General features: G+C 52.1%; 17 protein-coding genes. 6 read left to right on the forward strand and 11 right to left on the reverse strand.

Annotated elements, in window-relative coordinates:
• Positions 1–92 precede the first annotated feature (92 nt).
• Together dsbB and ACLJZ5_RS02730 are read left to right on the forward strand one after the other, a co-directional pair.
• Positions 93–623 (forward strand): disulfide bond formation protein DsbB, encoded by a 531-nt coding sequence (gene dsbB / locus ACLJZ5_RS02725; RefSeq protein ID WP_000943475.1) that lies wholly within the window; start codon positions 93–95, stop codon positions 621–623.
• A gap of 109 nt (positions 624–732) precedes the next feature.
• Positions 733–1,074 carry a DUF1971 domain-containing protein gene (locus ACLJZ5_RS02730; RefSeq protein ID WP_000018967.1) on the forward strand — a complete coding sequence of 114 codons (342 nt, stop codon included), beginning with the start codon at positions 733–735 and terminating at the stop codon, positions 1,072–1,074.
• Positions 1,075–1,145: 71 nt separating this feature from the next.
• Here the strand turns inward: ACLJZ5_RS02730 and ACLJZ5_RS02735 are convergent, their stop codons facing one another.
• The 5 genes from ACLJZ5_RS02735 to ACLJZ5_RS02755 form a co-directional block, all read right to left on the reverse strand.
• Positions 1,146–1,319 carry a GnsA/GnsB family addiction module toxin gene (locus ACLJZ5_RS02735; RefSeq protein ID WP_001083583.1) on the reverse strand — a complete coding sequence of 58 codons (174 nt, stop codon included), beginning with the start codon at positions 1,317–1,319 and terminating at the stop codon, positions 1,146–1,148.
• Between the two features lie 191 nt (positions 1,320–1,510).
• Positions 1,511–1,648 carry a hypothetical protein gene (locus tag ACLJZ5_RS02740; protein WP_001519337.1) on the reverse strand — a complete coding sequence of 46 codons (138 nt, stop codon included), beginning with the start codon at positions 1,646–1,648 and terminating at the stop codon, positions 1,511–1,513.
• A 351-nt stretch (positions 1,649–1,999) separates the two neighbouring features.
• Entirely contained in the window at positions 2,000–2,446 is a 447-nt protein-coding gene (locus ACLJZ5_RS02745; RefSeq protein WP_001285703.1) for a YcgN family cysteine cluster protein, read from the reverse strand.
• Positions 2,447–2,538: 92 nt separating this feature from the next.
• Positions 2,539–3,198, reverse strand: coding sequence for a fumarylacetoacetate hydrolase family protein (locus ACLJZ5_RS02750; protein ID WP_001519895.1), 660 nt, complete (start codon positions 3,196–3,198; stop codon positions 2,539–2,541).
• A 49-nt stretch (positions 3,199–3,247) separates the two neighbouring features.
• Positions 3,248–3,541, reverse strand: a complete 294-nt coding sequence (locus ACLJZ5_RS02755; protein WP_001525604.1) for a YcgL domain-containing protein — start codon at positions 3,539–3,541, stop codon at positions 3,248–3,250.
• A 125-nt stretch (positions 3,542–3,666) separates the two neighbouring features.
• Here ACLJZ5_RS02755 and minC point away from each other — a divergent pair, with 125 nt between their 5' ends.
• Genes minC through minE form a run of 3 tightly spaced genes read left to right on the forward strand, consistent with a single transcriptional unit; the run spans position 3,667 to position 5,480 of the window.
• Positions 3,667–4,374: a septum site-determining protein MinC gene (minC, locus tag ACLJZ5_RS02760; RefSeq protein ID WP_000072527.1), complete on the forward strand. Its 708-nt coding sequence runs from the start codon at positions 3,667–3,669 to the stop codon at positions 4,372–4,374.
• Between the two features lie 23 nt (positions 4,375–4,397).
• Complete coding sequence (minD, locus tag ACLJZ5_RS02765) at positions 4,398–5,210, forward strand: septum site-determining protein MinD (RefSeq protein ID WP_024797690.1); 813 nt, start codon at positions 4,398–4,400, stop codon at positions 5,208–5,210.
• Positions 5,211–5,213: 3 nt separating this feature from the next.
• Positions 5,214–5,480 (forward strand): cell division topological specificity factor MinE, encoded by a 267-nt coding sequence (gene minE / locus ACLJZ5_RS02770; protein WP_001185666.1) that lies wholly within the window; start codon positions 5,214–5,216, stop codon positions 5,478–5,480.
• A 121-nt stretch (positions 5,481–5,601) separates the two neighbouring features.
• Here minE and rnd read toward each other — a convergent pair whose 3' ends face one another.
• From rnd to ACLJZ5_RS02795, 5 genes are all read right to left on the reverse strand, one after another.
• Positions 5,602–6,729, reverse strand: a complete 1,128-nt coding sequence (rnd, locus tag ACLJZ5_RS02775; protein ID WP_001109124.1) for a ribonuclease D — start codon at positions 6,727–6,729, stop codon at positions 5,602–5,604.
• A 72-nt stretch (positions 6,730–6,801) separates the two neighbouring features.
• Entirely contained in the window at positions 6,802–8,487 is a 1,686-nt protein-coding gene (fadD, locus tag ACLJZ5_RS02780) for a long-chain-fatty-acid--CoA ligase FadD (protein ID WP_001532413.1), read from the reverse strand.
• A gap of 204 nt (positions 8,488–8,691) precedes the next feature.
• Positions 8,692–9,273, reverse strand: a complete 582-nt coding sequence (locus tag ACLJZ5_RS02785; protein ID WP_000290594.1) for a Slp family lipoprotein — start codon at positions 9,271–9,273, stop codon at positions 8,692–8,694.
• A 71-nt stretch (positions 9,274–9,344) separates the two neighbouring features.
• Complete coding sequence (gene tsaB, locus ACLJZ5_RS02790; protein WP_001221014.1) at positions 9,345–10,040, reverse strand: tRNA (adenosine(37)-N6)-threonylcarbamoyltransferase complex dimerization subunit type 1 TsaB; 696 nt, start codon at positions 10,038–10,040, stop codon at positions 9,345–9,347.
• A gap of 57 nt (positions 10,041–10,097) precedes the next feature.
• A complete protein-coding gene (locus ACLJZ5_RS02795) occupies positions 10,098–12,008 on the reverse strand; it encodes an ATP-dependent DNA helicase (RefSeq protein ID WP_000128807.1) in 1,911 nt (636 codons plus the stop codon).
• A gap of 130 nt (positions 12,009–12,138) precedes the next feature.
• Between ACLJZ5_RS02795 and ACLJZ5_RS02800 the strand changes: the two genes are divergently transcribed.
• The gene (locus ACLJZ5_RS02800) at positions 12,139–12,483 is read left to right on the forward strand and encodes a RidA family protein (protein WP_024797689.1); all 345 of its coding nucleotides are present in this window, start codon (positions 12,139–12,141) and stop codon (positions 12,481–12,483) included.
• A 5-nt stretch (positions 12,484–12,488) separates the two neighbouring features.
• Here the strand turns inward: ACLJZ5_RS02800 and ACLJZ5_RS02805 are convergent, their stop codons facing one another.
• Positions 12,489–12,668, reverse strand: a complete 180-nt coding sequence (locus ACLJZ5_RS02805; RefSeq protein WP_000457328.1) for a YoaH family protein — start codon at positions 12,666–12,668, stop codon at positions 12,489–12,491.
• Between the last annotated feature and the right edge of the window lie 47 nt (positions 12,669–12,715).

Here is a 12,715-nt window from a genome sequence, read left to right on the forward strand (position 1 = left end):
ATCCAATTACACATTATTTCATTTCCCGCTAGTGGCGCACGAATTGAATTGGTTTACACTGCGGTCTCTACGCATGTTGCAGGGAAATTATTATGTTGCGATTTTTAAACCAGTGCTCACGGGGTCGGGGCGCATGGTTACTGATGGCGTTTACCGCCCTGGCGCTGGAAATGGTGGCGCTGTGGTTCCAGCACGTCATGTTACTTAAACCTTGCGTGCTATGTATTTACGAACGTTGCGCCCTGTTTGGCGTGATGGGCGCGGGTCTGGTTGGCGCAATAGCGCCGAAAACGCCGCTGCGATACGTGGCAATGGTTATCTGGATTTACAGCGCCTGGCGGGGTCTACAACTGGCGTATGAACATACGATGATTCAGTTGCATCCCTCGCCGTTCATGACCTGTGACTTTATGGCGCGCTTTCCAGACTGGTTGCCGTTGGGTAAATGGCTGCCGCAGGTGTTTGTGGCATCCGGTGATTGCGCCGAGCGCCAGTGGTCGTTTTTAACGCTGGAGATGCCGCAATGGCTGTTGGGAATCTTTGCCGCTTATCTTGTAGTGGCGATAGCCGTCGTCATAGCCCAGGCATTTAAGCCTAAAAAACGCGACCTGTTCGGTCGTTGATACACACGCTCCTTCGGGAGCGTTTTTTTTTGCCCGAAGCGTTGTTTGCCAGTGATCAAAAGATGTATATTAAATGCATCTTTTGATCACCACATCAGGGAGATGTCTTATGTCCCACTTACGCATCCCGGCAAACTGGAAAGTTAAACGCTCTACCCCCTTTTTCACCAAAGAGAATGTTCCGGCGGCACTGCTCTCTCATCACAACACAGCGGCAGGCGTTTTCGGACAACTCTGCGTGATGGAAGGCACCGTGACCTACTATGGTTTTGCGAATGAAACCGCGACAGAACCAGAAGTGAAAGTGGTGATTAATGCCGGGCAATTCGCCACCAGTCCGCCGCAATACTGGCATCGGGTAGAGCTGAGCGATGATGCGCGGTTCAACATTCATTTTTGGGTAGAGGAAGACCATCAGGGCGAGGAAATGTATCAACAGAAAAAAGCCTGACATCGGTAAACCAGTCACCACTGGGCGGCGTCCCGCCCAGTAGCCAGGTGATTAATGGCGCTAATTAAACGCTAGAGTAGTTTAATTTTAACGTGGTATCCCTCAAGCCCTTTCATCGTTTCTCGCGGCACGAACTCTATTTCGGAAACCTCTTGCCCGGTTTTCTTCCGTAGTTCGGCAACCTTTTTGCTAATGAGTGCCGCGATTTCCTCTTCTGCTTTATGTGTCAACTCTTCGCTGTTCATTGATTTCCTCCTTTGAACTCGCAAACGGCTAAGCGCAATAAGACAGTGTCGTCATGGACGCGCTACTATTTTAACGTACAAAAAATTATAGGCTATCTTTCTGAGGATTATCAGGATGTTTCGCTTTAGAAGATGCAAAAAACCGCCTGGCACAGACGGTGCATCAGGCGGTTGGTTAATAGCACAAGACGCTATCTACGAGGATCTTCAACCTCATTCTGGGTATCCGGGTCGAGAGGATCGTCTCCCTCTGGCGTATCCGGAATATTTTCACCAGGAAGCGGCTCATCCTCTGGTAATGGATCGACTAAATCAGGACGTTCAGACATAAAGCCTCCAACGAACCATAGTTATTAAAGATACCCTACAGCACTACTTTTGGTTTTTCTTTGGATTTTTTCCTTCGTCTTCGGGTGTCTTATCAGGCTTCCTGGGCTGATCCTTTGAAACGCGCAACGGTTGGTTATTCATGGGGTAACTCCTCAGGATAGGCAGCGATATACTGCTTTGAAAGTATAGAGTCGCCACCATACGTGCGCGAGCGCAGCGACAAGGCACGTCAGGGAAGAATAGAAAGCGGTGATAACGCCAGGTGACGGAATTTGCACGCAATTCCTGATTTCAGGGGGCGCCCGGCGTAAATTAAAGAATTGTAAACAATCAGCCGTTTTGCCGAAGACTTATTCTGCCCACGACGGTTTATTTAAAATATGATCCTGCCAGTCCCGTACTTCAGATTCTTTAACCGCGATATGACGGACAGAAATTCGCTCGCCATGCATAGCGGCTTTCGATCCAGTCAGCAGCGGATGCCACGTCGGCAAGGGCTTACCTTCCGCCAACAAACGGTAGGCGCAGGTCATCGGCAACCATTCAAAGTCTGGCAAGTTTTCGCGAGTGAGTTTGATACAGTCGGGTTCAAATTCAAAACGGCGCTCATAATGACGGCACTGGCACGTTTTGATATTTAATTGCCTGCACGCCACGTTGGTGAAGTAGATTTCATCTGTATCTTCATCCATCAGCTTATGCAGGCAGCATTGACCGCAGCCATCGCACAACGACTCCCACTCGGCATCGGTCATTTCATCCAGGGTTTTACGTTGCCAGAAAGGTGTATCGCTCATTAAAGTATCCGCCATTGCACTAAAGCTGCACCTTATAACCAGTCTGGCCTGCAGATGCAAGTTTTACCGCCGCTGAAGGCGGCAAGCAGATTTTACAGAACGCGGGTAGACAACGTTTCGCCATTAAAACGAATGTCCAGCTCATCGCCGCTTAATAATGGCCCCACGCCTGCCGGCGTGCCGGTTAGCACCACGTCCCCGGCTTTGAGCGTAAAATAGCGGCTCATATAGGCGATAAGGGGCACAATAGGATGAATCATATCCGCGGTCGAACCTTGCTGGCGAACCTCGCCATTAACGTTAAGTCCGATAACCGTATTTTGCGGATCGCCGCAGAAGGCCGCGACAGGGATGAAGCCTGAAATCGGACATGCGTTATCAAAACCTTTGGCTTTTTCCCAGGGCTGTCCGGCCTTTTTCATTTTCCCTTGAATATCGCGCAGGGTTAAATCAAGCGCCACGCCATAACCGGCTATCGCTTTACGTACATGATCTTCGGTCGCCTGGCGGAGCGTTGCGCCAATCAGCACAGCAAGCTCAACTTCATGATGAACAGCCCCCATATCCGCCGGAATCGCCAGCGGCTGGCGAATATCACACAATGCGGTTTCCGGCTTGATAAAAAGCACGGGTTCTTCCGGCGTCGCGCTGCCCATCTCCTTGATGTGATTTGCGTAATTACTGCCCACGCAGACCACTTTACTTACCGGGTAATCAAGCAAGGCACCTTGCCAGTTACGATGTTGATACATATTTTCCCCTAAGATCATGATGGAATTCAGGCGCGGCACCGAATACCGTTTAACGGTCAGCGGGCGACGTATTTTGTCCCACCGAAGAAAGATGTTGTTTCAGCAAATCTTCCGGCGGCGGCGGCAATTGTAAATAATAGCCCTGCTCGCTTAACGCCTGTTTTACTTTTTCGAGCTCGGCATTGACTAATTTTTTACGTCCATCAAGCGGCAGCATCATCGCTAACTGCGGCTGACCGAATCCTTTCATCAACGCTTCAGGCACTCGCGAAAAATCGTCTTTTTTTTCGACATACAAATAGGTTTGATCGCGCTTGCTACTTCGATAGATCACACAAAACATACTTTTACTCTGAATTAACGGGATGGTGACTTGCCTCAATATAATACTGACTATAACATGCCTTCTGGACTTCGGAATATCACTCCGTATCGGAGATGATAAATAGCAAATTGAGTAAGGCCAGGATGTCAAACACGCCAATCGAGCTTAAAGGCAGTAGCTTCACCTTATCAGTGGTTCATTTGCATGAAGCGGAACCAGAGGTTATTCGTCAGGCGTTAGAAGACAAAATAGCGCAGGCTCCTGCGTTTTTAAAACACGCCCCTGTCGTTATTAACGTTAGCGGTCTTGAAAGCCCGGTAAACTGGCCGGAACTGCATAAGATCGTGACCTCAACCGGCTTACGCATTATCGGCGTGAGCGGCTGTAAAGACGCCAGCCTGAAAGTAGAAATCGATCGGATGGGTCTTCCTTTACTGACTGAAGGTAAAGAGAAAGCGGTTCGGCCTGCGCCCGTTGAGCCGGCAACGCCCAGCGAACCGCCGCAAAACGCTAATCCCATCACAAAAACGCGATTAATTGATGTTCCGGTTCGTTCCGGTCAGCGCATTTATGCTCCACAATGTGATCTGATTGTTACAAGTCACGTCAGCGCTGGCGCAGAGCTTATCGCTGACGGCAATATCCATGTCTATGGCATGATGAGAGGTCGCGCGCTGGCAGGGGCGAGCGGCGATCGGGAAGCGCAAATTTTTTGTACCCATCTGACGGCAGAACTGGTCTCTATCGCAGGTGTTTACTGGCTGAGTGATAAAATCCCGGCAGAATTTTATGGCAAAGCGGCGCGCCTGCGTTTAGCAGACAACGCTTTGACAGTTCAACCGTTGAATTGATCCCTTTTTAACAAGGAATTTTTATGGCACGCATTATTGTTGTTACTTCGGGTAAAGGGGGCGTTGGCAAGACCACCTCCAGCGCGGCCATCGCTACAGGTTTGGCCCAGAAGGGAAAGAAAACTGTCGTCATTGATTTTGATATCGGACTGCGTAACCTCGATCTGATTATGGGGTGCGAACGTCGTGTCGTTTACGATTTTGTAAACGTCATTCAGGGCGATGCGACACTGAATCAGGCGCTGATCAAAGATAAGCGTACTGAAAATCTCTTCATTCTTCCGGCGTCGCAGACCCGGGATAAAGACGCGCTAACGCGCGAAGGCGTCGCTAAGGTACTGGACTCACTGAAAGCGATGGACTTTGAGTTCATCGTTTGCGACTCGCCGGCGGGTATCGAAACCGGGGCGCTGATGGCGCTCTATTTTGCCGATGAAGCGATCATCACGACCAACCCGGAAGTCTCTTCTGTCCGTGACTCGGACCGTATTCTGGGTATTCTGGCATCGAAATCTCGTCGCGCAGAAAATGGCGAAGAACCGATTAAAGAACATCTCCTGTTGACGCGCTACAATCCAGGCCGTGTAAGTAAAGGCGACATGCTCAGCATGGAAGATGTACTGGAGATTCTGCGTATTAAACTCGTCGGGGTGATCCCGGAAGATCAATCCGTACTGCGCGCATCGAACCAGGGCGAACCGGTGATTCTTGACGCCACTGCGGATGCAGGTAAAGCCTATGCAGATACCGTAGATCGTCTGTTGGGAGAAGAACGTCCTTTCCGCTTCATTGAAGAAGAGAAGAAAGGTTTCCTCAAACGCCTGTTCGGAGGATAAATTATGGCATTACTGGATTTTTTTCTCTCGCGGAAAAAGAGTACCGCTAATATTGCAAAAGAGCGGTTGCAAATCATTGTCGCGGAACGTCGCCGTAGCGATGCCGAACCGCATTATTTACCGCAGTTACGTAAAGATATTCTTGAGGTCATTTGTAAATACGTACAAATCGATCCGGAAATGGTTACCGTCCAGCTTGAGCAAAAAGATGGTGATATCTCCATCCTTGAACTTAACGTAACGTTGCCGGAAGCCGAAGAGTCAAAATAAGCTCTTTTATGGGAAAATTCCTGGATTAAAAAAGGCAGAAGAATCTGCCTTTTTTATTTTTTTACATTATTCCGAATACGGACATTTATTTCACTGGCCGTTTTCCCGGCAATTACCGCCGTTAACGCGGGTACTCCTGCAACAGAAGAGTTAACTTCTCCGCCATCAGTTCGGCACGCCAGCCGGAAATCAATTCCGGTTGCCCATTTTGCGGTTTTAATTTCCAGTGCCAGTTAAGCAACTGATTAATCTGCCGACGCGATGCCAGTAGCTCGCCGCTGACGTGATGCGACGCGCTCACCTCCGCCACCAGCGCTTTGATGGCCTTAAACGCTTTGCGATAGCCCGGCATGTCCATCAGATTCAACAGGGGTTCCGGCAATGCCTCTTCCGGTAATGCCTGTGCTTTCGCCACCAGCGATATCAACGTCTTGCCGTGAAAACGAATCTCGCTGCCGGAAAGCCCCAGGCTATCCAGCTCACCGAGACTGCCCGGCATATAACGCGCGACCGCCCACAGGTTTTCTTCACGCACAACAAAGTTCACCGCCATATCGCGCTCACGCGCCTTACGCAGCCGCCAGTCAGCTAAAAGTTGCAGACAGGCTAACTGGCGGGTACGCAGTTGCCAGGCATTAGTGATATCCCGCCATGCCTCTTCCGGCGCCTGAATCTCCTGACGACGCTGCTGCATCAATCGGCATTCATCAAGCGCGGCAGGCAGCCATCCTGCGGCTTCAGTTTCAATCATCAGCTTTTTGGCGATCGGTAACAGATACCAGACATCCGCCGCCGCGTATTCACACTGACGTTCGCTTAAAGGCCGGGCTAACCAGTCGGTACGAGACTCGCTTTTATCCAGCGCCACGCCCGTATACTCTTCTACCATCGCCGCAAACCCCCACGACAGCGGGCGCCCGCAAAACGCCGCCAGGATTTGCGTATCAATCAGGGGTTCCGGCAGTTCGCCAAACGCATTCAGAAATACTTCCAGATCTTCGCTACCCGCGTGCAGAAATTTGGTGATTCCCGTATCTCGCAGCACCGCTTTTAACGGCGACCAGTCGCTGATGCCGAGCGGATCGATCAGGGCGACATTTGCCCCGTCAAATAACTGTATCAATCCTAACTGCGGGTAATAGGTGCGGGTACGGACAAATTCCGTATCTAAAGCAATAGCCGGACATGCGCGGACAGCCTCACACAGGCTCGCCAGCGCATCGTCCGTTTCAATCATTTGGTAATTCAAATCGTATTCTCTTTGGTTCGCGCCAAAAAAAACGCCGGCTTAACCGGCGTCTCTCGTTAGCTGACTTAACGCTCAGGCTTTATTGTCTACTTTGCCACGGGCTTCGTCACGCAGTTCTCGTCGTAAAATTTTCCCAACGTTAGATTTTGGTAATTCCTCGCGAAACTCGACCTGTTTGGGCACCTTATATCCGGTCAGATGGCGACGGCAGAAGGTGATCAACGCATCGTCAGTCAATGCCGGATCTTTCTTAACCACAAAAAGCTTCACCGCTTCGCCGCTACTACCGGAAGGCACGCCAACCGCCGCGACTTCCTGCACGCCAGAATGCTGCATCACCACATCTTCAATTTCGTTTGGATAAACGTTAAAACCAGAAACCAGAATCATATCTTTCTTACGATCGACAATCCGCAGAAAGCCCTCTTCATCCATAACCGCAATATCGCCCGTATGCAGCCAGCCATCTTTAATGATTTCATCCGTCGCGTCAGGACGCTGCCAGTATCCCAGCATAACCTGCGGACCTTTCACGCAAAGCTCTCCGGCCTCACCCGGCGCGACTTCGTTGTCATCGTCATCCACCAGTTTGGCTTCTGTTGACGGTACTGGCAGGCCGATACTGCCGCTGTGATAATCAATATCATGCGGGTTGACGCTCACCAGCGGGGCGCACTCGGTCAGCCCGTAGCCTTCCAGCAGGTATTGCCCGGTCAGCTTTACCCAACGTTCCGCAACGACGTTTTGCACCGGCATCCCGCCGCCGGCTGACAGATGCAGCGAAGAAAAATCCAGCTGTTGAAACTCTTTATTATTGAGCAGAGCGTTGAATAGCGTATTAACGCCAGTCATCGCCGTAAACGGATATTTCGCCAGCTCCTTGACCAGGCCGGGGATATCACGCGGATTGGTAATCAGCAGGTTTTGCCCACCCAGCTCGATAAAAAGCAGACAGTTCATGGTTAAGGCAAAAATGTGATACAGCGGCAGCGCGGTCACTACCAGCTCTTTCCCCGGGTGCAGCAGCGGCCCATAGGTCGCTTTCACCTGCTCCAGATTCGCCAGCATATTGCGGTGGGTCAACATCGCGCCTTTCGCCACGCCCGTCGTACCGCCGGTATATTGCAGGAAAGCCAGATCTTCAGCGACAACCTCGGGTTTTACATACTGCATACGGTAGCCATGCTGTAGCGCGCTGCGAAACGAGATCGCATCTGGCAAGTGGTATTTTGGCACCAGACGCTTGATGTATTTCACGACAAAGTTAACAACCGTACCTTTGGCGGTAGAAAGCTGGTCGCCCATCCGCGTCAGAATAACGTGCTGTACCGACGTTTTCTCGACCACTTTTTCCAGCGTATGGGCAAAGTTAGAAACAATAATGATTGCCGCCGCGCCGCTATCGTTAAGCTGATGCTCAAGTTCGCGCGGCGTGTACAGCGGGTTAACGTTCACCACAATCATGCCGGCGCGTAAAATACCAAATAGCGCGACGGGATACTGTAACAGGTTTGGCATCATCAGCGCCACACGGTCGCCTTTTTTGAGTCCCAGCCCTTGTTGTAAATAAGCCGCAAATGCCCGACTACGTTCTTCTAATTTACGGAAGGTCATTACCTCCCCCATATTGACGAACGCAGGCTGATCGGCATAGCGCGTCGCCGCATGTTCAAACAGTTCAACCAGGGATTGATAACGGTCAGGGTTGATCTCCGCCGGAACATCAGCAGGATAACGGTTAAGCCAAACCTTCTTCAATGCATCACCTCTAAAATGAGTGTTCGTCGTCATCACAACCCCAGTTAATAAACAAGTCGTTAACATTATATTAACTCAGCGTACCAGTTTATTAATTACGCAACTGAAAGGTTGCGAAGCGCGTCACTATTTATTTTTATTATGTCTCTATGAATGCAGAAACAGCGGACCAGCCGCTGTTTCTTTTATTGATAAAACAAAGAGTTACTCTGTTACTATCGTCTGAACCTCTGCGGGTCCAGGGTTATACCACCCCCAACCGCCATAGCCATAAGGCCAGGCGCGTCCGCCGTAAAACCACGGATCGATCGGCTGTGGAGGCATGACGACCTGCTGAACAAGATGCCAGCGTTTATAGCCGGTAGCCTGCATCAGCATAAATTTATACGGCGTATTGCCGATTTTACCGTCAACCGTGCCGGTTATCGGGCCGACAACGGTAACTAACTGGCCACGGAAGTCCACCGGGTCCAGAAAACCGTTCACATCGGCAAAAATTCTGCCGCGCGAGGCTTCGCCCAGAACAGGACGCGCGCCGCTGTCGAGCGGTACGGTCGCGATTTCAAGCCGGGTTTTTCCCTGCTGATTTTGTACCGCCACAACTTTGCCGCCAAAACGCGCCTCTTGCCCGATATAGAGCTGCGGCGCATTCATCACCCGCACCAAATCCTGCTGCGGCGTCGGACTCGAACCTTTAATGGCATCCGGGATAGTCACGCAACCACTCAGCATAAGCGCAAAAGCGCACGCCAGCGCCCCTTTTATTAACCTTTTTTGAACCGCCATGATGCGACTCCTTTTTCTCGACCTCTATTCCACCCCACAGCATAAAGTATGGGGGGTAATAGTAGTGAGAGTCATTCTTTGCCGGGAAGTTTCTTCCACGCCACTTCGTTACGCAAATAAACCGGCTCGGCATGTTCCACGGCAACGGTCTCTCCTGCCGCCAGCTTTTGACTGGCGATGGGCAGCATATCTTCCGCTGCCGGGAGCGACACCTCCCCATCATGAAGCGTCAGGCCGCACTCCTTCGCCAGATCGGGCCACGCGGACCAACCCGTTCCTACGGTCGCCCACTCGCCGGAAAGCTGTTTCAACCGCTCACCGACCCGTTCCGGTTTCAGCACCGCTTCCGTCTCTTCGCCCTGCCAGACGCCCTGCGCATCACGCTGGTATTCCGCCCAGTACACTTCGCCCATCCGCGCGTCAATCGCGGCGAGTACGCGGGTCGCGCCGGTTTTACGCCACGCGCCCTGCGCCATCGTGGCAAGCGTCGAAACACCGATCATCGGCAGATTTGCCCCTAACGCCAGCCCTTGCGCAATACCAATGCCGATACGCACGCCGGTAAAGCTGCCCGGACCGCGCCCAAACGCCAGCGCATCTATCTCATTGAGCGAGGCGCCGCTGGCGGCCAGAATCTCCTGCACCATGGGCAGGATACGTTGAGTGTGTTCTCGTGGACAAAGCTCAAAGTGAGCATTGATAGTACCGTTGTTCCACAGGGCGACAGAACAGGCCTCTGTGGCGGTATCGATAGCCAGAATTCGCATGAGGTTTCGTGCTTAGATCAATAAAATAGCGCGCATCTTACCATACTCCGTAACAAATTACTCGGCGGATGGAATCGCAAGAAAGCGAACGGCACGGGCGATATCACGCGTGCGCGGCGCAGGAGGCAGGCTGGCGAGAAACGTGGCGCCATAGGGCCGCATCACCAGCCGGTTATCACAAATCACTAACACCCCGCGATCGTCCGCATCGCGAATCAGCCGCCCCACCCCCTGCTTCAGCGTAATCACCGCATCGGGCAGTTGAACCTCATCAAACGGATCGCCACCGCGCAAACGACAGTCTTCCATTCGCGCTTTTAACAGCGGGTCGTCCGGGGAAGTAAACGGCAATTTGTCGATAATCACCAAAGATAACGTATCGCCGCGCACGTCCACCCCTTCCCAGAAGCTGCTGGTGGCGACGAGCAGCGCGTTGCCGGCGCTAACAAATTGCTGTAACAGTTGGCCTTTACTGGTTTCCCCTTGCAACAATACCGGCAGCGTCATGGTGGCGCGAAACTGCTCCGCCAGATCGCGCATCATGGCGTGCGAGGTGCACAGCATAAAACATCGCCCGTTATTGGCTTCGATAATCGGCCTGAGCATAGCCGCCAACTGTCGCGCCGCGCCGGGCTGGTTGGTTTGCGGTAGGTTACGCGGTACGCAGAGTAACGCCTGGCGCGTATAGTCGAATGGGCTGGGCAGTAGCATGGATTCTGCCTGTTCAATTCCCAGACGGGCGGTAAAGTGGTGAAGATCATCATTTACCGACAACGTGGCCGAGGTAAAAATCCAGCTACCGGGCTTCTGTTCCATCACCTCTTTGAATTTGTCCGCCACGGTGAGCGGCGTCAGCGCCAGGGTGAAATGGCGCGAGGTGCACTCATACCAGTAGCTGTATCCCGGCTGATTGATCTCTTTTAAGCGTTTCAGCCGTGAACGGTATAGCGTGGCGCGTTCAAAAGCCGCATCCAGCAGCGCTGAACGGCCCAGCGACAGCTTCGCCACGTCGTAACAAAGCTCCAGCGTATCATCCAGCAGTAAAAATGCCCGTTGGATACGTGAGTCGGCTAACAGTTCACGCAAATTTCCCCGGTAGCCGGGCTCCCCCAGTTGCAGACGAAAATCCTGGGCGCTCTGGGCAAGGCGATCGGCGCATTTTTGCAACTGTTGAGTGTCTTTCAGTTCCGTCCGGTAGGCGATGGTGATGTCTTTTGCTAAATCCAGCAACTGACGGCTGGAGAGCGATTGGCCGAAATACTGGCTGGCGATGTCAGGCAGTTGGTGGGCTTCATCGAAGATCATTACTTCAGCCTGAGGGATAAGTTCGCCAAACCCGCTCTCTTTAACCACCATATCCGCAAGAAAAAGGTGGTGGTTTACAATCACCACATCCGCGTCCATCGCCTTTTTACGCGCTTTCACCACAAAGCACTCTTTGTAGAGCGGGCAATCGCTGCCAAGGCAGTTGTCGTTGGTACTGGTGACCAGCGGCCAGGCCTGGGAATCCTCCGCCACGCTGACGCAGGTGCTGATATCGCCATCCCGCGTCTGATTTGACCAGGAGCGCAGCAATATCACGTCGCTTAACGTTTGTACCGGTAAATCGCCGCCCGCCAGCGCTTGTTGTTCCAGCCGCTCCAGGCAGAGGTAGTTTGAACGTCCTTTCAACAGGGCCGTCTTACCGGTAAACGCCAACGCTTTTGCTACCGTCGGCAGATCGCGGCTGTAGAGTTGATCCTGCAACGCTTTCGACCCGGTCGAAATAATGACTTTTTTCCCGGCGCGCAACGCCGGAGCGAGGTAAGCATAGGTCTTCCCGGTTCCGGTGCCGGCTTCAACAACCAGAGGCTGCGCATTTTCAATCGCTTGTGTCACGGCAACCGCCATTTGCCGCTGTGGTTCGCGCGGTTTAAAGCCGGTTATCGCTTTGGCCAGTTGGCCATCTGCTGCAAAATCGTCCGTCACACTGCCCCCTGTTAATTTACACAGGGATTATGTCAGGGTAGAAAGGCTTACGCCAGTTACAGAGGTGACGGCGGCGCCACATTGTGGCAGTCTTGAGCCATTCAAATGGAAAGCAAATGAGGAATAAGTGATGTCTATCGTGCGTATTGATGCCGAAGATCGTTGGTCAGACGTGGTGATCTACAATAATACGCTGTGGTATACCGGCGTGCCGGAAAACCTCGACGCCGACGCTTTTGAGCAAACGACGAATACTCTGGCGCAAATTGATGCGGTGCTGGAAAAACAGGGCTCCAGTAAGTCACGTATTCTGGATGCCACTATTTTCCTGAGCGATAAAGCGGATTTTGCCGCCATGAATAAGGCGTGGGATGCGTGGGTCGTCGCAGGCCATGCGCCGGTACGCTGTACCGTACAGGCCGGGTTAATGAATCCGAAATATAAAGTTGAGATTAAGATTGTCGCGGCGGTATAAGCCGGTTATTCGTCTTCATCCTCAAAACGCGCCACTATCCGTTCGCCGGTATGGTTGGCGCGAAGTTCGCCCGCCACCTGGGCAATCGCTTCTCCGCTGCTCATACCTTGCGACATCAATTCCTGGATACGTTCTACGGCTTTTTGCTGTTGTTCATGACTGAGTGAAGGTAAACCTGCAAACATGATTAACTCCTGCTAAATTGTTAGCGCTAATTATTTCACGCTACCCG

This window comes from Salmonella sp. 5800 (assembly GCF_046558195.1).
Classification (GTDB): Bacteria; Pseudomonadota; Gammaproteobacteria; order Enterobacterales; family Enterobacteriaceae; genus Salmonella; species Salmonella enterica.